Origin of the sequence: Streptomyces sp. NPDC051219 (genome assembly GCF_040682335.1) — a bacterium.
GTDB lineage: Bacteria > Actinomycetota > Actinomycetes > Streptomycetales > Streptomycetaceae > Streptomyces.
Map to the genome: position 1 here is coordinate 298,506 of NZ_JBFBAS010000003.1, position 23,405 is coordinate 321,910.

The window sequence follows — 23,405 nt, forward strand, 5'->3', positions numbered from 1 at the left end:
AGCGAGAGGCCCCGGCACCCATCTCGTGGGTGCCGGGGCCTCTCGTCGTTCCGCGGGCTGCGTTCCCCGGCTGCGGGTCAGTCTCTGTCGCTGAAGAGGCCGCCGTTGTTACCGCCGTTGTTGTTCTGGCCGTTGCCGAAGGTCTTGAGGTCGATCTTCGTGCCCGGGGCGACCTGTGAACCTGCCCCGGGGTTGCTGGCCTGAACGAAGGCGTTGTCGTCCGAGGGGCCGTCGATATTGCCCACCTGCAGTCCTAGCTGCTGGAGCTCCTGGCGGGCCTGGCCGACCGTCTTGCCGAGCAGCAGCGGCACCTGGACCGGCTGCTGGGCCGCCTTGGCGACCTGGATGTTCACCGTCGAGCCGGGGTCCACCTCGGTGCCGGCCTGGGTGCCCTGCTGGACCACCGTGCCGGGCGGGGAGGCGGAGTCCACCTCGGTCGTGGTGCCGAGGACGAGCCCGACCGCCTCCAGGGCCTGCTTCGCCTGGTCGGGCGTCTTGCCCGTCAGGTCGGGCACCTCGACCTTCTTGATCTCCCGGGCGACGGTGAGAGTGATCTCGGTGCCCTTCTGGACCGAGGTGTCACCCTTCGGGTCCTGGGCGATGACGACGTTCGCGGGGCGTTCGGACTCCTCGGTCTTCTTGTCGACCTTGAAGCCCTTGTCCTCCAGCTGCTTCTTGGCCTCGGAGAAGGACAGGCCCTCGACGTTGGGCACGGTCACCTTCGGTGCGCCCGTCGAGACGACCACCGAGATGGTCTCGCCCTCCGCGAGCTTGGTGCCGCCCGCCGGGTCCTGGCTGCAGATCTTGTCCTTGGGCTGTTCCTCGCAGGGCTCCTGCCGGGCAATGGAGACCTTCAGGCCGACGTTGCCGACCAGTCGCTCGGCGTCGGTGAACGTCTCGCCCACCAGCTGCGGCACCTCGGACTGGCTGTCCCCGCCGCCGGGCCCGAAGAGCGAGCGGCCGATCAGGATCGCGCCGACGAGGACGAGGACGCCGGCCACCACCAGGAGGATCGTCGAGGTGTTCGACTTCTTCTGCCGGTCCTGGCGGCGCCGGTCCGACCGGTTGTCGTAGCCGTATCCGCCGTCGTCCGGGTTCATCGGCGGCAGCATCGATGTCTGCTGCGAGTCCGCCGAGCGCAGGGCCGTGGTGGGCTGGTCGTCGGGATAGCCGCCGTAGCCCACCGCGCCCATCGCCGCGGTGGCGGCGACCGGCTGGCCGTCGAGGCACGCCTCGATGTCGGCGCGCATCTCGTCGGCGGACTGGTAGCGGTAGTCGGGGTCCTTGACCAGCGCCTTCAGGACGATCGCGTCCATCTCGGGCGTGATCTCGGGGTCGAAGTTGCTGGGCGGCTGCGGCTCCTCCCGTACGTGCTGGTACGCGACGGCGACCGGCGAGTCGCCGACGAACGGCGGCCGGACGGTCAGCAGCTCGTAGAGCAGACAACCGGTGGAGTAGAGGTCGGAGCGGGCGTCGACCTGCTCGCCCTTGGCCTGCTCGGGCGAGAGGTACTGCGCGGTACCGATGACGGCCGCGGTCTGCGTCATGGTCATGCCGGAGTCGCCCATAGCGCGGGCGATGCCGAAGTCCATGACCTTGACCTGGCCGGTGCGCGTCAGCATGACGTTGGCGGGCTTGATGTCCCGGTGGACGATGCCGTTGCGGTGTGAGTACTCCAGGGCCTGGAGGATGCCGATGGTCATCTCCAGGGTGCGCTCGGGCAGCAGTTTGCGGCCGGAGTGCAGCAGCTCACGCAGGGTGGACCCGTCGACGTACTCCATCACGATGTACGGGATGGAGACGTTGTCGACGTAGTCCTCGCCGGTGTCGTAGACAGCGACGATCGCCGGGTGGTTGAGCGAGGCGGCCGACTGGGCCTCACGGCGGAACCGGGCCTGGAAGGACGGATCACGGGCGAGGTCCGCCCGCAGCGTCTTCACGGCGACGGTGCGGCCGAGCCGGGTGTCGTGTGCGAGGTAGACCTCGGCCATGCCACCACGGCCGAGCACCGAGCCCAGCTCGTACCGGCCGCCGAGGCGACGCGGCTCTTCCATAACTGTTCCAGCCCTCTCCGTCAGTCCCGACCGCACCGGTGTGTGGTCCGGCGGTGTGCTGTTCGCGCATACGCTACCGGCCACGCGAAGCTGATCCGTCCGCGACCGCCGGCTGATATCCGACCGGTACCGCTACGTGGCCGGATAGGCCCCTGATGTGACGCGAGTCACTTGCTGTCGATGACCGCCTTCATGACGGCCTTCGCGATGGGGGCGGCGAGTCCGCCGCCGGAGATGTCGTCGCGGACGGCGGCGCCGTCCTCGACCACCACGGCCACGGCGACCGGGGAGCCGTCGCCTGTCTTGGCGTACGAGATGAACCAGGCGTAGGGGTTCTTGCTGTTGTTCTCGCCGTGCTGGGCGGTGCCGGTCTTGCCGCCGACGGTCACGCCGTCGATCTTGGCCTTGGTGCCGGTGCCCGATTCGACGACGGTCTGCATCATCGCCTGGATCTTCTGCGCGTTCTCGGCGGAGAGCGGCCGGCTCATCTCCTGCGGCTCGTGCCTCTCGAGGACATCCAGGTTGGGCGCGGTCAGCTGGTCGACCATGTACGGCTTCATCAGCTTGCCGTCGTTGGCGATCGCGGCGGTGACCATGGCCATCTGGAGCGGGGTGGCTGCGGTGTTGAACTGGCCGATCGAGGAGAGCGCGTTGCCCGGCCTGTCCATCTTCGTGTCGTAGACGGAGGCGAAGGCGCGGACGGGGGTGTCGATCTCGGGGTTGTTGAAGCCGAACTTCTCGGCGGTCTCCACCATCTTGTCCCGCGTGACGTCGTCGCCGAGCTTGGCGAAGACGGAGTTGCAGGAGACCTTCATGGCCTGCATGAGGCTGGCGTTCTCGCAGCCGTTCGCGTGGTTGACCATCTCGGTCTGGGTGGTGGGCAGGATATAGGGGTCGGGGGTGTCCGTCGGCGCGTTGATGTCCGTGACCTTGCCGTGCTCCAGGGCGGCGGCGGCAGTGAGGACCTTGAACGTGGAGCCGGGCGGATACGTCTCCCGCAGTGCCCGGTTGACCAGGCGCTTGTCCTTGCCGTCCTTGAGCGAGACCCAGTTCTTCTCGTCCGTCTTGGAGTTTCCGGCGAAGCTGGACGGGTCGTACGAGGGGGTGCTGGCCAGCGCGAGGATCGCGCCGGTCTGCGGGTCGATGGCGGCGACGGCGCCCTTCTTGTCGCCGAGGCCCTTGAACGCGGCTTCCTGGGCGGCTGCGTTCAGGGTGGTGACGACGTTGCCGCCCTGCTTCTTCTCGCCGGTGAACATGCCGACCGTGCGGTCGAAGAAGAGCCGGTCGTCGTTGCCGGTGAGGATGCCGTCCTCGAGGGCTTCGATCTGGTTGGAGCCGAAGGCCTGCGAGGCGTAGCCGGTGACGGGGGCCCACATCGGGCCGTCCTTGTAGGTGCGCTTGTACTTGAAGTCGCTGCCGTTGGTGACGACGGACCCGGTGATGGCCTTGCCCTCGACGATGATGTTGCCGCGCTCCTGGGCGTACTGCTCGATCTGGACGCGGCGGTTCTTGGCGTGCGTGCTGAGCTCTTCGGCCTCGACGTACTGGAGCCAGTTGGTACGGATCAGCAGGGCGAGGACGAGCAGCCCGCAGAAGATCGCGATCCGGCGCAGGGGCTTGTTCACGGTCGGACCACCTGGGTCATCTCGGCGTCGGGGGACGGGGCGGGGGCCGGGGCGGGACGGCGCGCGGTGTCGCTGATCCGGATCAGGATGCCGATCAGCGCCCAGTTCGCGATCACAGACGATCCACCGGCGGCCACGAACGGCATCGTCATACCGGTCAGCGGGATGAGGCCCATGACGCCGCCGGCGACGACGAAGACCTGGATGGCGAAGGCTCCGGAGAGGCCGATCGCGAGGAGCTTGCCGAAGGGATCGCGGGCGGCGAGTGCGGTCCGTACGCCCCGCTCGACGATCAGGCCGTAGATCAGCAGGAACGCCATCGTCCCGGCGAGGCCGAACTCCTCGCCGACGGTGGAGAGGATGAAGTCGGAGTTGGCGGCGAAGCCGATGAGGTCGGAGTGGCCCTGGCCGAGTCCGGTGCCGAGGACGCCGCCGGAGCCGAAGGACATGAGCGCCTGGGCGATCTGGTCGCTCTGTTGGAGGGTCTCCTCGGCGAAGGGATTGAGCCAGAAGTCCACGCGCTGCTGGACGTGCGGCTCGAAGGTGGCCACGCCGACCGCGCCCACCGCGGACATCAGCAGACCGAAGACGATCCAGCTCGTCCGCTCGGTGGCGACGTACAGCATGATCACGAAGAGGCCGAAGAAGAGCAGCGAGGTGCCCAGGTCGGTCTCGAAGACGAGGATCAGGATGGACATGACCCAGACCACCAGGATGGGTCCGAGGTCCCGTCCGCGGGGCAGGTAGAGGCCCATGAAGCGGCGGCTGGCCAGGGCCAGGGCGTCGCGTTTGACCATCAGGTAGCCGGAGAAGAACACCGCGATGATGATCTTCGCGAACTCGCCGGGCTGGATGGAGAAGGGGCCCAGGCTGATCCAGATCTTGGCGCCGTTCACCGCGGGGAAGAACATCGGCAGGATCAGCAGGACCAGCGCCGCGGCCATGGAGATGTAGGTGTAGCGCTGCAGGATCCGGTGGTCCTTCAGCGTGAGCAGGACGGCGACGAGCAGGGCGATGCCGATCGCCGAGTACATCAGCTGCTTGGGGGCGTCCGCGCTGTGGGCGCCGAAGAGCTGCTCGGCCCGGCTGATCAGCCGCGGCGACTGGTCGAGGCGCCAGATCAGTACCAGGCCCAGGCCGTTGAGGAGGGTGGCCAGGGGGAGCAGCAGCGGGTCTGCGTACTTGGCGAACTTGCGCACCACGAGGTGGGCGATGCCTGCGAGCAGGCCGAGCCCGAGGCCGTAACCGATCATGCCGGTGGGCATTTCGCCGGTCATGGCCAGGCCCACGTTGGCGTACGCGAAAACCGGGATGACGACGGCGAACGCGAGCAGGACGAGCTCGGTGTTGCGTCGGCTCGGTGCGTCGATCGCGCCGATCGTGGTCGTGTTGGTGACAACGCTCATGGTGCTGAAGGCCCCCTACGGCTCTTACTGCTTACCGCACAGCGGGACCAGCTTTTTCTCTTCCTCGGAGAGGCTGGGACCGGGTGTGGGGGTTGCTTCGGTCGGCTTGTTCGTCGCGGACTGGTTCCCGGGAATGCCGGTGGTGCCACCGGCCTGTCCCTCGGCCTGCTCCGCCGGCTTGCTGATCTCCTGCTCGGCCTTGCGGCGCTGCTCGTCCTTCTTGCAGGCAGAGGCCTGGGTGGAGAGTTCCTGGATCTTCGCGCGGGCATCGCCGAGGCTGCCTTCGCTGATGGTGGCCACGACCTGCTTCTGCTTGAAGGTCGGGAGGTACTTGAGTTCGATCTCGGGGTGGTCCTTCTCGACCTTCGAGAGACTGACCCAGGCCAGGTCCTGGCTGATGCCACGGTAGAGCGCGACGTGCTCGTCGTTGACGCCGACGTAGTACTGGGTCTGCGTCCAGCGCCAGCCGCCGTACACACCGCCGCCGATGACCGCCAGCGCGAGTACCAGGAAGAACGATCTCTTCAGCCACTTGCGGCCGCCGCGCGGCTTCACGAAGTCTTCGTCGGTGTACGCGCCGAAGGCGCCGTCGGGCCCGCTGCCGTATCCCATGTCGTCGCCGCTGCCGGGCGGGCCGAAGCCACCCCCGGGAGCCTGCGGCGGTACCGGCCGGCCGAGACCGGCGGCGCGGCCGGCCGGGGTCTGCATGGCGCTGCCGTCGTTCGGCTGGTGCTGGTTCTCGGCGACCGCGCCGACGACGACGGGCGTGTCGCTGAGCTGCCCGGCCAGGGTGTCGCTGCCGTCGACGTCGAGGACGTCGGCGACGATGCAGGTGATGTTGTCCGGGCCGCCGCCGCGCAGCGCGAGCTGGATGAGCTCCTGCACGGTCTCCTGTGGGCCCTGGTAGCTGGCGAGGGTGTCCTCCATCGTCTGATGGCTGACGACCCCGGAGAGCCCGTCGGAGCAGATCAGGTAGCGGTCGCCGGCGCGGACTTCACGGATGGAGAGGTCGGGCTCGACGTGTTCGCCGCTGCCCAGCGCGCGCATCAGCAGGGAGCGCTGCGGGTGGGTGGTGGCTTCTTCCTCGGTGATGCGGCCCTCGTCGACGAGGCGCTGCACCCAAGTGTGGTCCTGGGTGATCTGGGTGAGTACGCCGTCGCGCAGCAGGTACGCCCGGGAGTCGCCGACGTGGACGAGGCCGAGCCGCTGACCGGTCCACAGCAGGGCGGTCAGGGTGGTGCCCATGCCTTCGAGCTGGGGGTCCTCCTCGACCATGACGCGCAGTTGGTCGTTGGCGCGCTGTACGGCGGTGCCGAGCGAGGTGAGGATGTCCGACCCGGGCACGTCGTCGTCGAGCTGTACGAGGGTGGAGATCACCTCCGAGCTCGCGACCTCGCCCGCGGCCTGGCCTCCCATGCCGTCGGCGATGGCGAGGAGGCGCGGGCCGGCGTAGCCGGAGTCCTCGTTGCCCTCGCGGATCATGCCCTTGTGCGATCCGGCGGCGAAGCGCAGTGAAAGACTCATGCGCACCTCGCCCGTCGGATCCGGGTACAACCGGTCTCGAGCCACACTGCCCACCCTCCGGTCGGGAGCGCGCTCGGGTCCGCTGTCGGGACCGCCGCGGCTCGCTCGCTCCGCTCACTCATTGTCGTACTACTTCCGCAGCTCGATGACGGTCTTGCCAATGCGGATCGGCGAGCCCAGCGGAATGGGTGTCGGGGTGGTGAGTCGGGTCCGGTCGAGATATGTGCCGTTGGTGGACCCGAGATCCTCGACGATCCACTGGCCGTCACGGTCCGGGTAGATCCTGGCATGCCTGCTGGACGCGTAGTCGTCGTCCAGCACGATCGTTGAGTCATGCGCCCGGCCCAGCGTGATGGTCTGGCCCTGGAGGGCGACCGTGGTGCCGGTGAGGGAGCCCTCGGACACGACCAGTTTGGTAGGTGCCCCGCGGCGCTGGCGCTGATGCGGAGGCGCGGCCTGTTGCCGGCCGGCCTGCTGCTGCTGGCGGCTGTCCGCGTTGCGGCGTGAGCCGCGCTGGGTCACTCTCGTACCGAACAGGTCACTGCGGATGACCTGTACGGCCACGATGACGAACAGCCACAGAACGGCCAGGAAACCTAGCCGCATGACCGTCAGGGTCAGCTCTGACATTGCCCCCGCTTCACCCTTCGGCTTGCCGGTAAACGATGGTTGTACTGCCCACGACGATCCGCGAGCCGTCGCGGAGCGTAGCGCGGGTGGTGTGCTGCCCGTCTACCACGATGCCATTGGTAGACCCGAGATCCTGGATCGTCGAGGGCGTTCCGGTCCGGATCTCACAGTGCCGGCGCGATACGCCGGGGTCGTCGATCCGCACGTCGGCTTCGGTGCTGCGACCCAGCACCAGCGTCGGGCGGGAGATCTGATGGCGGGTGCCGTTGATCTCGATCCAGCGTCGCACCTGCGTCCCGGGCATGGGGCCCGGGGTGGCCGGCCGGCGGTCCGCGGCTGCGGGACGCCCGCCGCCCGGCGGCGGCGCCGCCGGCATGGGCGGTGCGCCCACGGGCGGGTAGCCGTAGCCGCCGCGCTGGCCGGCGGCCGGGGCCGCTGGTGCGCGCTGGGGGCTCTGCTGGTCGGTGCTTGAGGCGAGGGTGCGACTGCGGACCCGGTAGAGACCGGTGTCGAGGTCGTCGGCCTTCTCCAGATGGACCTTGATGGGTCCCATGAAGGTGTACCGCTGCTGCTTGGCGTAGTCGCGGACCAGGCCGGACAGCTCGTCCCCGAGCTGGCCGGAGTACGGGCTCAGGCGCTCGAAGTCCGGGGCTGACAGCTCGACGATGAAGTCGTTGGGCACCACTGTCCGCTCGCGATTCCAGATCGTCGCGTTGTTGTCGCACTCGCGCTGGAGGGCGCCGGCGATCTCGACGGGCTGGACTTCGGACTTGAACACCTTGGCGAAGGTGCCGTTGACCAGACCTTCGAGTCGCTGCTCGAACTTCTTCAGGACTCCCATGAGGCACCTCCTCCGTCGTTGCCGTCCTGGTACTGCTTACTGATCGTATCCACGCGTCGGGAAATCGGCTGGTTCCCCTTGTCTGCCCTGTGGAGGAGTGTTGGTCCTCACAAGGGATCGTAGAGGCGGGCCATGGACAGTGTCCCGCACCTGGGCTGGTCTCCGGCCGGGCGGGGTCCGGCCGGGGTGTGTCCGCGGTGTGTGACGGGTGCCCGGAAACGGATGTGAATCCACCCTCGTCAGCGTGCTAATCTTCCGGATGTCGCCAGGCGCTCACACAAACCGGTGGGAGAGCCCAGGAAACAACACTCATGCGCGAGTGGCGGAACGGCAGACGCGCTGGCTTCAGGTGCCAGTGTCCTTCGGGACGTGGGGGTTCAAATCCCCCCTCGCGCACAAGGAAGTACCGACAGAGTGCCCCTCACCAGTGACAAACGTCACCGGTGAGGGGCACTTTCCGGTTCCGCCCGGCACTTTCCGGTTCCGCCCGGCACGGGCCTCCCCACCTTCGGTCGCGGCTACTCGAACCGCGCGGTGTCGCCCGCCCCTCGGCGTACGATCTCGACCTCGCCGCCGGAAAAGTCGATGACCGTGGTCGGCTCGGTGCCGCAGCCGCCCGAGTCCAGCACGGCGTCCACCACGTGGTCGAGCCGTTCCTTGATCTCCCAGCCCTGTGTCATCGGCTCCTCCTCGTCGGGCAGGAGCAGGGTGCTGGACAGCAGCGGCTCACCGAGGTCGGCGACCAGGGCCTGAGCCACCGGATGGTCGGGAATCCGGACTCCGACCGTCTTCTTCTTCGGATGCAGCAGCTGGCGCGGCACCTCCTTCGTCGCGGGAAGGATGAAGGTGTACTTGCCGGGCGTCGCGGCCTTGATCGCGCGGAACACGTCGTTGTCCACCTGGACGAACTGACCCAGCTGCGCGAAGTTCTGGCACACAAGTGTGAAGTGGTGGCGATCGTCCAGGTTCCGGATCGACCGGATCCGGCTGATGCCGTCACGACTGCCCAGCTGGCATCCCAACGCGAAACAGGAATCCGTCGGGTACACGACGAGCGCGCCGGACCGGATGCTGTCGGCCACATTGCTGATGGTGCGGCGCTGAGGGTTATCGGGGTGCACGTCGAAGTACTTCGCCATCCGCCGAGTCTAGGTGACCGGGCACCCGCCTTCGGGCGACCACAACGGCGCCGCCGCGCGGAAAGCGTCCCGGCCGCCCGCTGCCGAAGGTCCGCGAAGCGCCGCGACTTTCGTCGTGCCGGGTGAGACCAAAGGGGGACGCGGGCGTCCGGGCCGCTTGCCTAGGGTCTTCGCGTGCATGTGATTTCGAAGGTCCGGGCTGGATGGAACTGGCTGGCGACGCCCGAGCTGTGGTCCCGCCGGCGGTTCGCCGGCGAGGCCGTACTGGCAGTCGTCCTCGCGCTGATGGCGGCCGGCATCGAGGAACTCCTGGCCAGCTCAGGGCCGCGGACCGGGGCGGTGGCGCTGTGCGTCGTGTTGATGTCGCTGCTGCGGCGTCGGCTGCCCGCGAGCGTGCTGATGGCTTCGGGAGCGCTCGGCGGGCTGCTGGAGGGGCTCGCGCCGCTGCTGGTGCTGACCGGCTGGTCCGCGGGGCGCAGGATCGCAGGGGTGGGGCAGGCGCTGGCCGCGTTCACCGCTTCGTACGTCCTCTACGTCGGTGTCATGGCGGCGGACAACTGGCCCGGGCCGCAGCCGATCGCCATGGCGTTGTTCTCCTCGCTGTTCTACCTGGTGACGACGGCCATGCCCGGTCTCGTCAGCCGTTACTGGTCACAGCGCCGCACCCTGCTGCACACCCTGCAGGAGCGCAACGCCCAACTGCTGCGCGAGCGGGAGATGGTGATCGGTCAGGCGCGGATGCGCGAGCGCCAGCGGATCGCGCAGGACATGCACGACAGCCTCGGCCACCAGCTTGCGCTCATCTCCGTGCACACCGGCGCACTGGAGGTGGACCCGGCGCTGACGGACCGCCAGCGGGAGGCGGTCGGGGTACTGCGGGGCGCGTCGGTCGCCGCGATGCACGAGCTGCGCGAGGTGGTCGGCATCCTGCGGGACGGGGTCGAGGGCCCCGTACGCGGGGACGACGCTCACCCGGCGGCCCGCGGCGTGGCCGGCGTCGCCGGCCTGGTGGAGGCGTCGCGGGCGGCCGGGACGGAGGTGGAGCTGCGGTTCACGGGGGAGGCGCGGCCGCTCGCGGCGGCCTGTGACCACGCGGCGTACCGGATCGTGCAGGAGGCGCTGACCAACGCGTACAAGCATGCGCCGGGCGCCGCGATCACGGTGGAGCTGCGCTACGAGCCGGATTCGCTGGTGGTGGAGATCGCCAACGGGCCGGCAGTTTACCTGCCGGGTGAGGTGGTCAGCGGAAAGCAGGGGCTGACCGGACTGCGGGAACGGGCGCGTCTGGTGGGCGGCATGGTGCATGCCGGGGATGTGGAGGGCGGGGGCTTCCGCGTGGCGGGAGTTCTGCCGTACGGGCCGGACGGCGCGACATTCGTCGCTGCCGCCGACGACTTCCGGCAGCAGTCACAGCCGGTCTCCCTCGGGGACGGTGGTCCGGTCATCGATTGGGCCGGTTCGCAGAGGGAGTTCGTGATGGGTGGCAGGAACAGGTCGGGAGGGGTCGCGCTCGGCTGCGGAATCGCCGTGGCGGCGCTGGTGGTGGTGGTGATAGCCAGCGGCTTCGGACTGTTCTTCCTGATGGGCTCGCTCGACAAGGCCATGATCGACAGCGCTCGGTACGACGAGGTGTCCGTCGGCCAGTCCGAGGAGGAGGTGCGCGGGATGCTCCCGTCGGGAGACTCGGTGCTGACCTCCGGACTGAGCGGGAAGGGGCCGGCGGAACCGAAGGGCTCCACGTGCCTGGTGCTGATGTCGGAAGAGGCGGGCGACAGCCTGGAGACGGAGCCGGTGTTCCGGTTCTGCTTCAAGGACGGCAAGCTGATCGAGAAGAAGGCTTACGTCGTCAAGCGGTAGCGGTTCGCTTCAGGTGCGGGTGTGGGAGTACGTGTGACGGGTGTGACGGGGCCGGGGTCGGGGCCAGGGCCGGGGCCGATGGTCAGAGTCGTGATCGCCGACGACGAACCGCTCATCCGTGCGGGCATCCGGATGATCCTGACCTCGGACCGGTCCATCGAGGTGGTCGCCGAGGCCGCGAACGGCCGCGAGGCCGTGGAGCTGGTGCGCTCGTACGCCCCGGACGTGGTGCTGCTGGACATCCAGATGCCGCTGATGGACGGGCTGACGGCGCTGGCGGAGGTGCAGCGGAGTTCGCCGGCGGCGCGGGTGCTGATCCTGACGACGTTCGGGGAGCGGGAAAACGTACTGCGGGCGCTGGAGCATGGGGGAGCCGGGTTCCTGCTGAAGGACTCGGCACCTGCCGAGCTGATCCAGGCCGTACGGGCGGCTGCCGCGGGTGACGCCTATCTCTCGCCCGGTGCGACCCGGCACGTGGTCGACCAGCTGGCCTCGGGGCGGGCGGCGGGGCGTGGCGAGGGGCGGCGGCACGAGGTCTCCCCTGCGGCGGCCAGGGCGAAGGTCGCGGCGCTGAGTGAGCGGGAGCGGGGGGTCCTGGCGCTGCTGGGGGAGGGGCTGTCCAACGCGGAGGCGGGTAAGCGGCTCCACATGAGCGAGGCGACCGTGAAGACGTACGTCAGCCGGATCCTGTCGAAGCTGGAATGCGGGAACCGGGTGCAGGCGGCGCTACTGGCGCGGGACGCCGGCCTGTGACGGGACGCGGGCCTGTGACGGGATGCCGGCTGCGACGGGACACGGGCAGTGACGGGACCGGCCCGAGTGACGGACGGAGGCGGCACGGAACGAGGGGGAGGAGGCGGCACGGGGCATGCGGCACGCGGCTCCGGGCTGGGGCACGCGGCTCCGGGCTGGGGCCCGGAGCCGCCGACCTGCGCTGTCCGTGGGAGACGTCAGCCGGTGGGGAAGTCGTCCGGCGTCCTGATCCGGTCGCGGACCCACACGCCGGCCGGCTTCAGGGAACTGGTTCCCGCCCACGGCCCGTTGCTGTTGCAGGTGCCGCTGTTGAAGACGGCTCCGGAGCGGGAGTCGTCGGAGTAGTTCCAGTTGACCCAGCTGATCTTTTTGCTCGCCATCAGGTCCAGGTACTGCTGGGAGCGGCCGAAGTCGTTGCCGCCGTCGCCGCTCGCGGTCTGCGTACCGAACTCGGTGACGAACAGGGGGAGTCTGTCGGCCGCGCGGGACAAGGTGTTCAGGTACTCGGTGCCGTGCGAGGCCGCGTAGAAGTGGAACGTGTACATGATGTTGGAGGCCTGAACCGGGTTGTTGACGATCTCACTCTCGTCGCCGCCCTCGGAGACGCCGAGCGATGACCAGGCACGGGTGCCCACGAGAACCGGGGTGTCCGGGTCCTGGGCGCGGATGACAGGGATGAGCTGTTCTGCGTAGCTCTTGATGCGCGACCAGCTCACGCCGCTGGGCTCGTTGGCGATCTCGTACAGCAGGTTGGTCTTGTCCTTGTGGCGCTGGGCGATCTCGGTGAAGAAGGTCTTGGCGCGGCTGAGGTTGTAGTGCGGATCGCCGGGGCTGAGCATGTGCCAGTCGACGATCGCGTACATGCCGCGGGCGGTGGCCTGCTCGATGACCGAGTGGACCTGGTCGGTGAACTTGCGCGGGTCGGTCTCGTACCCGTCTTCCTGGATGTACATCGAGATGCGCAGGACGTCGGCGTTCCAGTCGGTGGCCAGGGCGTCCAGTGAGCCGGTGGTGACGCACTGGCCGTACCACTGCAGGCCGTGGGTGCTCATGCCGCGCAGCTGGACCGGTTTGCCGTACTGGTTGCAGAGCTTCGTGCCGCAGACCTTGAGCTGTCCGTTGATCTCGGCAGGGGGCCTGCCGTCGGGGGCAGGTGCGGTGTCGACGGTGAGGTGGTCGACGTTGGGGCCGCCGTTCGCCGTGGTGGCGGTGGCGCGGACGGTGTTGCTGCCCGCCTTGAGGGCGGCGGTCACCGAGGTGGTGAACCACGAGGTCCAGGCTCCGGTGCCGGGGAAGGCCTTGTCCGTCGCGGCCGTGGCGCCGTTGACGGTGATGGTCATCGGACGGTTGGCGGTGGTGCCGTTGGCGAACCGGAGGGAGAGGTTCGCGGGCCCGGCCTGGGCGGCGTCGACCGTCCATTGGAGGTAACTGCCGCTCGCGTTGTCGTAGTTGACGAAGCCGGTGCCGGTGTAGCCGGTGTGGTTCGACTCCACAACGCCCTGGGAGACCGTCGCGGATTCGGCTTCGTACCGGGTGGGGGCAGCCGAGGCGGTGTCCGGAGCGGCGGTCCCGGTGAGCAGAAGGGCCGTGACGAAGGCGGCCACGCCTCCGCCTCGCAACCAGAGCTGAGCTGATCTCATGGGGGCTCCAACTGGGATAGGAAACTTTCCTAACAGAATGGGAATAGCAGGCGGCGGGATCACTTGCAAGGGTCATGACAAGCAGGGCGAGATGGTGACCTCTGGAGTTGCCCACAGAGGGAGACGCTGGTCGGCACGCGGCGGTACGGTCGTCGGCGATTGATGTTGATGTTCCGGCGTTGCGTTGGCGTTGTACGGAGACGAGGGCATTCGATGGGTGAGGTCGACGGGGCAGTGGCGGACCTGCGGGCGCCGGTGGCCGGTGAGCAGGGGGAGCGCATCCCACCGGTGCCAGGTTTCGCGCCGCGGTTGCCGGAGGGTTCGCCGAGGGCCGAGGGCAAGGCACTTCGGGCCCGGGTCCCCCGGGCCTCGCACGGCTCGATGGTTCTTCCCGAGGGCCGGCCGGACGCGGTACGTGCCGTGGAGGAGTCCAACCAGGGCCGGGTGCCCGAGCTCACGCCGATAAGGGTGGGCAGGATGGCGGCCACGCCGTTCTCGTTCCTCCGCGGGGCCGCCGGGCTGATGGCTCATGACCTGCAGGGCACTCCGGTCACCGGGATCGGCGCGCAGATCTGCGGCGACGCGCACGCGGCGAACTTCGGGCTGTACGGCGATGCGCGGAACCGGCTCGTCATCGACCTCAACGACTTCGACGAGACCGAGTTCGGACCGTGGGAATGGGACCTCAAGCGGCTCGCGACCTCACTTGTGCTGGCCGGCCGGGTGGCGGGTGCGGCCGAGGACGTCTGCCGGGAGGCCGCCCTCGACGCGGCGGGCGCCTACCGGCGGACGATGCGACTGCTGGCGAAACTTCCCGTGCTGGACGCGTGGAACGCCATCGCCGACGAGGAGCTCGTCTCACACACCGACTCGCGGGATCTGCAGGGGACGCTGGAGCGGGTCGCCGAGAAGGCCCGCAACAACACCAGTGCGCGTTTCGCCGCCAAATCGACCGAGCCGACGGAGGACGGCGGCCGCCGCTTCGTGGACGCCCTGCCCGTGCTGCGGCGCGTGGGTGACGCGGAGGCGGCGGCGGTGGCGCTCGCGCTCGGGGAGTACTTGAGGACGGTCCAGGAGGACCGGCTGCCGCTGCTATCGCGGTACGCGATCCACGACGTGGCGTTCCGAGTGGTCGGGACGGGCAGTGTGGGGACGCGTTCGTACGTGGTGCTGCTGCTCGACCACCGGGGTGAGCCACTGGTGCTGCAGGTCAAAGAGGCGCGGCCATCGGCGCTGCTGCCCTATCTGCCGGGGCTGGGCTTCGAGAACCCGGAGCCCGTGCACGAAGGGCGCCGGGTGGTGCGCGGGCAGAAGCGGATGCAGGTGGTCAGCGACATCCTGCTGGGCTGGACCACGGTGCAGGGGCGGCCGTTCCAGGTGCGGCAGTTCAGGAACCGCAAGGGCAGCGTGGACCCGACGGCGCTGTCCTCCAACCAGGTCGACGACTACGGACGCATGACCGGTGCACTGCTGGCGCGAGCGCATTCGCACAGCGTCGATCCACGGCTCATCGCGGGTTACTGCGGCAAGAGCGACGAGTTCGACGAGGCGGTGGCCACGTTCGCGGTGGCGTACGCGGACCGTACGGAAGCGGACCATGCCGACCTGGTCGCGGCCGTCAAGGCGGGACGGATCGCTGCGGAGACGGGGGTGTGACCCGGGGTCGGGGTGTGACGAGGGTTCGCCCGGGCGCCCGTAGGCTGGGCGGGTGAGCCAGGAATCTGCCGGGGCGCCGACCGCCCGGAACGACGACGAGCAGCGCCGTGAGCATGAGCACGAGCAGCAGAACGACGAGCGGCGCGATGAGCAGCAGCGCCCTGAGCAGCAGCACGACCAGCGGCCGGAGGCACGGTTGGAGAAGGCCGTGCGGGCGGCCGAGCAGGCGCTGATCGAGTTCGAGATCGCGGTGGAGACCTTCCGGGTCGAGGTGGAGAACTTCTCCCGGATCCACCACCAGAAGCTCGGCCCGATGTACTCGCGTCTCGACGAGCTGGACGCGCTCATCGCGGAGGCCCGGGCCGCCCGCAGCGGCGATCCGGAGGATCTGCGCAGGGCCCAGGACCTGCGCGCCCTGGTGATGCCCATGCCCGGTGTCGAGGAGCTGTTCCACGACTGGATCGACTCCGACGGCTTCTCCCCCGAGGCCGCGGCGATGCTCACCGATCAGCAGGTGCAGCCGCCCAAGCGGGTCCGGCCCAGCGAGGAGGCCCGGAAGCTCTACCGCGAGCTGGTCCGGGAAGCGCATCCGGATCTGGCGCAGGACGAGGCCGAACGGGCACGCCGGGACCAGTTCATCGTCCGCGTCAACGCCGCCTACGGCCGCGGGGACGTGGCACAGCTGCGGTCGCTGGCCGAGGAATGGGCCGCGGGACCGGTCCCCGAGGGGCACGGGCCCAGTGAGAGCGAGGAGCTCTACGCGAGGCTGGAGTGGCTGGCGCAGCGCAAGGAGCTGCTGGCGGTGATGGCCCAGGAGCTGGAGGCCAGCGCCATCGGGGCGATGCTGAAGATGGCCCCCGACGACCCGGACCGGCTGCTGGATGAGATCGCCGAGCAACTGCTCGCGCAGGTCTCCGAGCGTGAGGCTGAGCTCGCAAAGCTGGTGGGTTAGGTTTTCGGTATTGCTTGCACGCGTACGAGAGAAGGCGTGACCCCATGAATTTCGGCTCGCTCCCCGCCGTGGACGCCGCGGCGGTGCCCGCCGAGGGCTTGGTACTGGACGTCCGGGAAGACGACGAATGGGCGGCGGGACACGTCGCGGGCGCCCTGCACATTCCGATGAGCGACTTCGTGGCGCGCTTCGGCGAGGTGACGGCGGCGGCCGAGGGCGGCCGCCGCCTCCACGTCGTGTGCCGGGTCGGCGGCCGGTCCGCGCAGGTCACCCAGTACCTGCTGCAGCAGGGCCTGGACGCCGTGAACGTTGACGGCGGCATGCTCGCCTGGGACCGTGCAGGGTTTCCGATGGTCACCGACAGTGGCGGCCCCGCGATCGTTCTGTAACGGACTGATCCCCGGCTGCCTCAGCCGAGGGCGTGGGCGGCCAGCAGGTCGCCCAGTGCCTCTTCGTGGGCTGCTGCCGGGCCGAGGGACAGCTCCAGCTGCTTGGCCCAGGCGTGGTAGCGGTGCAGCGGATAGTCCGTGTCCGCGCCGAAACCGCCGTGCAGGTGCTGGGCCGTCTGGACGACCCGCCGGACGCCCTCGGACGCCCAGATCTTCGCCACCGCCACATCGCCCGCGGCGGGCAGCGGTCCGCCGGCTCCGCTGTCGAGCCGCCAGGCCGCCTGCCAAAGGGTGACCTCCATGGCGCGCAGGTCGATATAGCGGTCGGCGGCCTGCACCGCGACCGCCTGGAAGGTCGCGATGGGGAAGCCGAACTGTTCGCGCTTGCCGGTGTAGTCGCCGGTCATGCGCAGTACCGCCTCGCCCAGCCCGAGCGCCAATGCGCAGGTGCCGGTGGCCAGCAGGTTGCGCAGCCGTTCCCAGGCGCCCTCCACGTCGATGAGGTGGCGGCTCTCGATCCGTACGGAGTCGAGAGTCAGCTCGGCGAAGCGCTCGCCGCTGGTGGACACCTGGTCGGCGAGGGAGAGGCCCGCCTCCTGGCGGCGGACCATGGCCAGCACGGCCCGGCCCTCGCCCGTATGGGCCGGAACAGCAATGAGGTCGGCGCTCTGGGCCCACGGCACACCCGTCTGGACCCCGTCGAGCACCCAGCCGACGCCGTCACGCCGTGCGGTGACGGCGAGTTCGGCCGGGTCGTGTCCGGTGCGGCCGTTGGCCGCGACCGTCAGCACCAGCTCCCCCCGTCCGGCACGGGGCAGGATCTCCGAGGCCAGTTCGGGGCCCCCGGCGGCCTGCACGGCCATGGTGACGGCGCAGTGCTCCAGTAGCGGCACCCGGGCGAGCACCTTGGCGGACTCGCGGAGCACCAGGCACAGGGCCGTGGCGTCGAGCCCTGCCCCGCCGTGCTCGGGATCCAGCACCAGGCTGAGCAGGTCGGAGCCGGCCAGCCCGGCCCAGAGCCCGCGGTCGAAGTCGTCGGCCACCGCTCCGGGAGTGAGCGCGGGGCTGGGAACGCTGTCGGGTTCGACGCCCGAAAAGACCGCCTTCGCCGCCTCGACGGCGGCCTGCTGCTCCTCGGTGAAGGTGAAGTCCACTGCCTGTCCTCCCGCGCACCCGGTTCCGCCCTGACCTGACGACCCGTCAAGATAGAACATGTTCTTGAAAAAGAACACAGCCGCAAAGAGAAGGCCTCCGCGATGGAACACGGAGAGGCAGATGTCAGCGGTCGAAGTCCAACTCCACCTCGTCCGTGGTCGCATGGGACTGACAGGCCAGTACGAAGCCCGCCTCGGTCTCCTCCGCCTCCAGTGCGAAGTTGCGGTCCATCCGGACCTCTCCCGAGACCAGGAAGGCGCGGCAGGTCCCGCACACCCCTCCCTTGCAGGCGTACGGAGCGTCCGCCCGGTTGCGCAGCACGGTCTCCAGCAGAGACTCGCCGTCCTGGGCCGGCCAGGTGCCCGAGCGGCCGTCGAGCTTCGCGGTCACCCGGCTGTGCACTGCCGTCGCGGCCACCGGTGCGGGGGCGGCGCCACCGTCCACGTGGAAGATCTCCTCGTGGATGCGGTGCCGGTTCACTCCCAGCCCGCGCAGGGCCCGCTCGGCTCCCTGCACCAGCCCGTACGGGCCGCACAGGAACCAGCCGGTGACGGTCTCCACCGGCAGCAGCGCCGGCAGCAGGCCGGTCAGCCGCTGTTCGTCCAGCCGGCCCGAGCCGAGACCGGCCTGCTGCTCCTCCCGGGACAGCACGGTCACAAGCTGGAACCGTTCCGGATAGCGGTCCTTGAGGTCGGCGACCTCCTCCAGGAACATCGTCGAGGCCGCGGTGCGGTCGCTGCGGATCAGGCAGAACCGCGCATCGGCGGTCTGCGCGAGGAGCGTGCCGGCGATGGCCAGAACCGGTGTGATGCCGCTGCCGCCGACGACCGCGGCGTAGTACCCGGGGGCCGGCTCGAGGACGAACCGTCCCGCCGGGGTCATCACATGCAGGATGTCGCCCGCGGCCAGTTCCTTGTGGGCGAAGGTGGAGAACTCCCCGCCCTCCACCAGCCGTACCCCCACCCGGAGTTCGGCCGGGGCCTCCGGGCCGAGCACCGGTGAGCAGATCGAGTACGTACGACGGACCTCGGTGTCGTCGACGTCCAGCCGGACAGCGAGATGCTGGCCCGGCGTGTAGCGGTACTCCTCGCGCAGTGCGGGCGGGACTTCGAGGGTCACGGCCACCGAGTCGTCGGTGAGCCGGTCGACCGCCGCCACGCGGAGCGGGTGGAAGCGGGCCATCTACAACTCCTTGAAGTGGTCGAACGGTTCGCGGCAGGCGGCGCAGCGCCGCAGAGCCTTGCACGCGGTGGAGGAGAACCGGCTCAGCAGCTCGGTGTCCGTCGACCCGCAGTGCGGGCAGCGGACCGAGAGTGCCACCGGTACCGCTCCGCCGGCGGCACGGGCGCGCGGCGGGGCGATGCCGAACTCCGCCAGTTTGCGGCGGCCTTCGGCGCTGATGTCGTCCGTCGACCAGGCCGGGGAGAGAACGGTGCGGACCGAGACGTCCGGTATCCCGTGCTCGTGCAGCACCTGCTCGATGTCCGTGGACATGGCCTCGATCGCCGGGCAGCCGGTGTACGTCGGGGTCAGCTCGACCTCGACCCTGCCGGGACCCAGTACCTGCACCCCGCGCAGCACCCCCAGTTCGGCGAGGGTCAGCACCGGCAGCTCCGGGTCGGGGACCGACCCGGCCAGCCGGGCCAGTTCCTCTTCGAGGGCGGTCGTGGTCACCATGACGCCCCCGGGTGGCTGCGGTGCAGGTGCTGCATCTCGGCGAGCATCCGCCCGAACGGCTCGGTGTGCAGGCCCTGCCGTCCTGCGCCGGCCGCCCAGGCTCCGGTCCGCGGCCCCTCGGGAACGGTCAGCGTCGCCCGCTCCAGTACCGAGGTCACCGACTCCAGCCAGCTGTCCTCGAGCGTGCGTGTGTCCACGGCCACGCCCTCGACCGGCCGGAACATCTCGCCGGTGAACCGCCACAGCGCGTCCAGCCCGCGCTGCATCCGGTCCCGGCTCTCCGTCGTGCCGTCGCCGAGCCGCAGCGTCCACTGCTCCGCATGGTCCCGGTGGTACTCGACCTCCTTGACCGCCTTCGCGGCCAGCGGGGCGAGCGCACCGTCCCCTGCCGCCAGCTGTCCGTACAGCAGGTGCTGGTAGGTGGAGAAGTAGAGCTGGCGGGCGATCGTGTGCGCGAAGTCACCGTTCGGCTGCTCCACGAGCTGCAGGTTGCGGAAGGCGCGCTCCTCGCGGAGATACGCCAGTTCGTCCTCGTCGCCGATAAGAGAGAGCAGCACCCGCGCCTGTCCCAACAGGTCCAGCGCGATGTTCGCCAGCGCCACTTCTTCCTCGAGCACGGGGGCGTGGCCCGCCCACTCCCCAAGCCGGTGGGAGAGCACCAGTGCGTCGTCGCCCAGAGCGAGAGCCGCCACGTCGGCCGTGGCCGCCGCGGTCTCCTGGCTCACAGGTACGCGGTTCATAGATGCCGTACACCTTCCGGGATGTCGTAGAACGTCGGGTGGCGATAGGGCTTGTCGCCCGCCGGCTCGAAGAACGAGTCCTTCTCGTCGGGGGACGAGGCGGTGATCGCGGTGGAGGGCACCACCCAGAGCGAGACGCCCTCGTTCCGGCGGGTGTAGAGGTCGCGCGCGTTGCGCAGGGCCATCTCCGCGTCCGGGGCGTGCAGGCTCCCCGCGTGCGTGTGCGACAGTCCGCGGCGCGAGCGCACGAACACCTCCCACAGCGGCCAGTCGGTCGAGCTGCTCATGCCGTCGCCTCTCCCTGCTTCTGTGCGTGCTTCGCGGCATACGCGGCCGCCGCGTCCCGAACCCAGGCGCCTTCCTCGTGCGCCTGGCGCCGCTGGTTGATCCGCTGGTCGTTGCAGGGGCCGTTGCCCTTGAGGACGTCCCAGAACTCGGTCCAGTCGATCGCGCCGAAGTCGTGCTGCCCGCGCTCCTCGTTCCACCGCAGGTCCGGGTCCGGGAGGGCCAGCCCGAGTGCCTCGGCCTGCGGAACGCAGATGTCCACGAAGCGCTGGCGCAGCTCGTCGTTCGAATGGCGCTTGATCTTCCAGGCCATCGACTGCACGGAGTGCGAGGACTCGTCGTCCGGCGGGCCGAACATCATCAACGACGGCCACCACCAGCGGTCCACCGCGTCCTGCGCCATCGCGTGCTGCGCCGGTGTCCCCTTGCTGAGGGCGAGCAGCAGCTCGTACCCCTGGCGCTGGTGGAAGGACTCCTCTTTGCAGATACGGACCATGGCGCGGGCGTACGGTCCGTACGAGCAGCGGCACAGCGGCACCTGATTGGTGATCGCCGCGCCGTCCACGAGCCAGCCGATCGCACCCACGTCGGCCCAGGTCAGCGTCGGGTAGTTGAAGATCGACGAGTACTTCTGGCGGCCGGAATGCAGCTTGTCGAGCAGCTCCTCGCGGCTGGTGCCCAGCGTCTCCGCAGCGCTGTACAGGTACAGCCCGTGCCCCGCCTCGTCCTGGACCTTCGCCATCAGGATGGCCTTGCGCCGCAGCGAAGGCGCGCGGGTGATCCAGTTCGCCTCGGGCTGCATACCGATGATCTCGGAGTGGGCGTGCTGTGCCATCTGGCGCACCAGCGAGGCGCGGTAGGCGTCCGGCATCCAGTCGCGCGGTTCGATGCGCTCGTCGGCAGCCACGGCCGCGTCGAAGGCGGCCTCGTACGTCGTGTGGTCCGCAGCCACTTTTGCCATTCCTGGCTCCCTACCGACCGATCGTTCGGTTCATTGACTTCAATGGTGAGTCGGCGGCCCGTAGGGTGTCAACCTCTGTGGACAACTTTGAGCTCGAGGGCCGTTGGGGATCGGGGCGGGATGGATTCGTACGACGACAGGGGTGGGAGCGCGCCACCCGGCGCCGGGGCGCAGTCCGGCGGCATAGCGGGGCTCTCGCTGCCCTACCAGATCGTGGCCTCGTTCGCCCTCGCCGTCATCGGAGTGTTCGCCTGCGTGCACGTCGCGATGGTGTTCCTGCACGTCGCGCCGTCGAACACGATGACCAAGCAGCACGGTGAGGCGATCGACGAGTGGATCTACCCCGAGTTCGAGCAGAACTGGAAGCTCTTCGCCCCCAACCCGCTGCAGCAGAACATTGCCGTCCAGGTGCGGGCCGATGTCCGCACCCCCGGTGGTGAGCGCACGACCACGGTCTGGAAGGACCTGACCGCCCGGGACGCCGCGCGGGTCCGCCACAACCTCTTCCCCAGCCACGTCGACCAGAACGAGCTTCGCCGCGCCTGGGACTTCTACACCGGTTCCCACGACAACGAGAACAGGCCCAACGGTCTGCGCGGTGAGCTCTCCGAGTCGTATCTGCGGCGCATCGTCATGCTGCGCCTCGACGCCGGCGAACTGGGCGGCAGGGTCGAACGCATCCAGCTCAGGTCCTCGACGACCTCGGTCGCGGCACCGCCGTGGAGCGAGGAGCGGATCGACACCAAGGCGTTCTACCGCGTGCTCCCCTGGTGGCGGGTGAGCTCCGCCGATCTGCCGGCCGAGCGCAAGGAGACCGCCCAGTGACCACGCCCGCCTCCTCCGGCACGCCCGCCTCCACGGGCACCGCCTCCACGGGCACCGCCTCACCCGGCACCCCTGCCTCCCCCGCCGTTCCGGTCGACCGGAAGCTGGCGCACGCCATCCGCCGTGTCACCGCGGGTGCCCTCGGCCCGTACCAGAGCGCGGTCATACGCATAGGTTTCGCGGCCACCTGGCTGCTCTTCCTGCTCCGCGAACTGCCCAACCGCCACGAGCTGTACGGTCCCGACGGTGCCTGGAGCTGGGACCTGGCCCGGCAGCTCATCGCCGGCAACGAGGCCTTCAGCGTCCTGATGTGGTCGGACGGCACGGTGTGGTTCGAGATCGTGTACGGCCTCGCGATCGTCGCCAGCGCCCTGCTGATGCTCGGCTGGCATACCCGTGCCATGTCGGTGCTCTTCATGGCCGGTGTGCTCTCGCTGCAGAACCGCAGCGTCTTCATGGGCGACGGCGGCGACAACGTCATCCACCTGATGGCGATCTACCTCGTACTGACCCGCTGCGCCCAGGTCTGGTCGCTGGACGCCCGTCGCGCGGCCCGTGCGCAGGAGGCCGGCCGGCCGGTGCGGGACCGGGCCGGCCCTGCCCTGTGGTCGGTGCTGGGACTGGTCCTCGCGGCCGTCACGCTGATGGGCGAGCTCAGCTGCGGCTGGCTGCTGGTTTTCTGGGGCCTGTGGGTGGTGCACGGGGCGTGGTGGGCGCTGTGCCGCTACGAACCGGACAGCCAGCTGCGCCGGCTGATGGACGTGCTGACCAACCTGGTCCACAACGCCGCCATGCTGGTGATCATGGCCGAGGTCTGCCTGATCTACGCGACCGCGGGCTGGTACAAGATCCAGGGCTCCCGCTGGCAGGACGGCAGCGCGCTCTACTACCCGCTTCACCTGGACTATTTCTCGCCCTGGCCCGAGCTGTCCGGGCTGCTCGCGGGCAGCGGGGTGATCGTGATGCTGCTGAGCTACGGCACGGTCGCCGTGCAGGTCGCGTTCCCCTTCACCCTCTTCAACCGGCGGGTCAAGAACGTCCTGCTCGCCGCGATGATGCTGGAGCACGCCGGTATCGCGATCCTGCTGGGGCTGCCCTTCTTCTCGATGGCCATGATCACTGCCGATGCGGTGTTCCTTCCCACGGCCTTCCTGGTCTGGGTCGGCGGCCGGGCGGCGGGGGGCCGGGCACGGCTGTTCTCGCGGGCACGGCTGTTCTCGCGGGCGCGGCCGGTACCCGAGCAGCGGCGTCCGAGCGAGGCACAGGCCCCCCGTAGTCTCGTGGGGTGAGCACCTC

21 protein-coding genes and 1 tRNA gene are annotated in these 23,405 nt (G+C 69.5%); 8 read left to right on the top strand and 14 right to left on the bottom strand.

Translation table 11 applies throughout. From position 1 onward, the window contains the following. Window positions 1-77: 77 nt before the first annotated feature. The 6 genes from pknB to AB0M62_RS06405 form a co-directional block, all read right to left on the bottom strand. Window positions 78-2,054, bottom strand: a complete 1,977-nt coding sequence (gene pknB, locus AB0M62_RS06380) for a Stk1 family PASTA domain-containing Ser/Thr kinase (protein WP_366072955.1) — start codon at window positions 2,052-2,054, stop codon at window positions 78-80. Window positions 2,055-2,221: 167 nt separating this feature from the next. Continuing rightward, window positions 2,222-3,679, bottom strand: coding sequence for a penicillin-binding transpeptidase domain-containing protein (locus tag AB0M62_RS06385; RefSeq protein ID WP_366072956.1), 1,458 nt, complete (start codon window positions 3,677-3,679; stop codon window positions 2,222-2,224). After that, complete coding sequence (locus tag AB0M62_RS06390; RefSeq protein WP_366072957.1) at window positions 3,676-5,085, bottom strand: FtsW/RodA/SpoVE family cell cycle protein; 1,410 nt, start codon at window positions 5,083-5,085, stop codon at window positions 3,676-3,678. The genes AB0M62_RS06385 and AB0M62_RS06390 overlap by 4 nt, the downstream gene beginning before the upstream one ends. 24 nt (window positions 5,086-5,109) lie before the next feature. Beyond that, window positions 5,110-6,609 (bottom strand): Stp1/IreP family PP2C-type Ser/Thr phosphatase, encoded by a 1,500-nt coding sequence (locus AB0M62_RS06395; RefSeq protein WP_366072958.1) that lies wholly within the window; start codon window positions 6,607-6,609, stop codon window positions 5,110-5,112. A 129-nt stretch (window positions 6,610-6,738) separates the two neighbouring features. After that, window positions 6,739-7,239: an FHA domain-containing protein gene (locus AB0M62_RS06400; protein ID WP_366072959.1), complete on the bottom strand. Its 501-nt coding sequence runs from the start codon at window positions 7,237-7,239 to the stop codon at window positions 6,739-6,741. 10 nt (window positions 7,240-7,249) lie between these two features. Continuing rightward, the gene (locus tag AB0M62_RS06405; protein ID WP_366072960.1) at window positions 7,250-8,080 is read right to left on the bottom strand and encodes a DUF3662 and FHA domain-containing protein; all 831 of its coding nucleotides are present in this window, start codon (window positions 8,078-8,080) and stop codon (window positions 7,250-7,252) included. Between the two features lie 313 nt (window positions 8,081-8,393). Between AB0M62_RS06405 and AB0M62_RS06410 the strand changes: the two genes are divergently transcribed. Further along, window positions 8,394-8,476, top strand: a tRNA-Leu gene (locus AB0M62_RS06410). A 122-nt stretch (window positions 8,477-8,598) separates the two neighbouring features. Here the strand turns inward: AB0M62_RS06410 and AB0M62_RS06415 are convergent. After that, the gene (locus AB0M62_RS06415; protein ID WP_366072961.1) at window positions 8,599-9,219 is read right to left on the bottom strand and encodes an L-threonylcarbamoyladenylate synthase; all 621 of its coding nucleotides are present in this window, start codon (window positions 9,217-9,219) and stop codon (window positions 8,599-8,601) included. A gap of 174 nt (window positions 9,220-9,393) precedes the next feature. Between AB0M62_RS06415 and AB0M62_RS06420 the strand changes: the two genes are divergently transcribed. Further along, window positions 9,394-11,076, top strand: coding sequence for a histidine kinase (locus AB0M62_RS06420; protein ID WP_366072962.1), 1,683 nt, complete (start codon window positions 9,394-9,396; stop codon window positions 11,074-11,076). A 78-nt stretch (window positions 11,077-11,154) separates the two neighbouring features. Next, window positions 11,155-11,829 (top strand): response regulator transcription factor, encoded by a 675-nt coding sequence (locus AB0M62_RS06425; protein WP_366072963.1) that lies wholly within the window; start codon window positions 11,155-11,157, stop codon window positions 11,827-11,829. A gap of 197 nt (window positions 11,830-12,026) precedes the next feature. On the opposite strand, the gene AB0M62_RS06430 is transcribed toward AB0M62_RS06425, so the two are convergent. Further along, window positions 12,027-13,469, bottom strand: a complete 1,443-nt coding sequence (locus AB0M62_RS06430; RefSeq protein ID WP_366072964.1) for a cellulase family glycosylhydrolase — start codon at window positions 13,467-13,469, stop codon at window positions 12,027-12,029. Window positions 13,470-13,682: 213 nt separating this feature from the next. On the opposite strand from AB0M62_RS06430, the gene AB0M62_RS06435 reads away from it, so the two are divergent. From AB0M62_RS06435 to AB0M62_RS06445, 3 genes are read left to right on the top strand one after another with little or no spacing between them, the layout of a single operon-like run. Further along, window positions 13,683-15,125 (top strand): DUF2252 domain-containing protein, encoded by a 1,443-nt coding sequence (locus tag AB0M62_RS06435; RefSeq protein ID WP_366072965.1) that lies wholly within the window; start codon window positions 13,683-13,685, stop codon window positions 15,123-15,125. Window positions 15,126-15,177: 52 nt separating this feature from the next. After that, window positions 15,178-16,077, top strand: coding sequence for a hypothetical protein (locus tag AB0M62_RS06440; RefSeq protein WP_366072966.1), 900 nt, complete (start codon window positions 15,178-15,180; stop codon window positions 16,075-16,077). A 44-nt stretch (window positions 16,078-16,121) separates the two neighbouring features. Further along, window positions 16,122-16,466 (top strand): rhodanese-like domain-containing protein, encoded by a 345-nt coding sequence (locus tag AB0M62_RS06445; RefSeq protein WP_366072967.1) that lies wholly within the window; start codon window positions 16,122-16,124, stop codon window positions 16,464-16,466. Window positions 16,467-16,486: 20 nt separating this feature from the next. Here AB0M62_RS06445 and AB0M62_RS06450 read toward each other — a convergent pair whose 3' ends face one another. The 6 genes from AB0M62_RS06450 to paaA form a co-directional block, all read right to left on the bottom strand. Further along, window positions 16,487-17,620, bottom strand: coding sequence for an acyl-CoA dehydrogenase family protein (locus AB0M62_RS06450; protein ID WP_366072968.1), 1,134 nt, complete (start codon window positions 17,618-17,620; stop codon window positions 16,487-16,489). 124 nt (window positions 17,621-17,744) lie between these two features. Beyond that, window positions 17,745-18,803, bottom strand: coding sequence for a 2Fe-2S iron-sulfur cluster-binding protein (locus tag AB0M62_RS06455; RefSeq protein WP_366072969.1), 1,059 nt, complete (start codon window positions 18,801-18,803; stop codon window positions 17,745-17,747). Then, on the bottom strand, window positions 18,804-19,298 hold the full coding sequence (gene paaD / locus AB0M62_RS06460; RefSeq protein ID WP_366072970.1) for a 1,2-phenylacetyl-CoA epoxidase subunit PaaD: 495 nt from the start codon (window positions 19,296-19,298) through the stop codon (window positions 18,804-18,806). Further along, the gene (gene paaC / locus AB0M62_RS06465) at window positions 19,292-20,038 is read right to left on the bottom strand and encodes a 1,2-phenylacetyl-CoA epoxidase subunit PaaC (protein WP_366072971.1); all 747 of its coding nucleotides are present in this window, start codon (window positions 20,036-20,038) and stop codon (window positions 19,292-19,294) included. The genes paaD and paaC overlap by 7 nt, the downstream gene beginning before the upstream one ends. After that, window positions 20,035-20,325, bottom strand: a complete 291-nt coding sequence (gene paaB / locus AB0M62_RS06470) for a 1,2-phenylacetyl-CoA epoxidase subunit PaaB (protein ID WP_366072972.1) — start codon at window positions 20,323-20,325, stop codon at window positions 20,035-20,037. Before paaB ends, paaC begins: the two co-directional genes overlap by 4 nt. Next, window positions 20,322-21,284: a 1,2-phenylacetyl-CoA epoxidase subunit PaaA gene (gene paaA, locus AB0M62_RS06475; protein ID WP_366072973.1), complete on the bottom strand. Its 963-nt coding sequence runs from the start codon at window positions 21,282-21,284 to the stop codon at window positions 20,322-20,324. The genes paaB and paaA overlap by 4 nt, the downstream gene beginning before the upstream one ends. 120 nt (window positions 21,285-21,404) lie before the next feature. On the opposite strand from paaA, the gene AB0M62_RS06480 reads away from it, so the two are divergent. Then, the gene (locus AB0M62_RS06480; protein WP_366072974.1) at window positions 21,405-22,109 is read left to right on the top strand and encodes a DUF5819 family protein; all 705 of its coding nucleotides are present in this window, start codon (window positions 21,405-21,407) and stop codon (window positions 22,107-22,109) included. Between the two features lie 104 nt (window positions 22,110-22,213). Then, complete coding sequence (locus AB0M62_RS06485; protein ID WP_366073069.1) at window positions 22,214-23,398, top strand: HTTM domain-containing protein; 1,185 nt, start codon at window positions 22,214-22,216, stop codon at window positions 23,396-23,398. Window positions 23,399-23,405 lie beyond the last annotated feature (7 nt).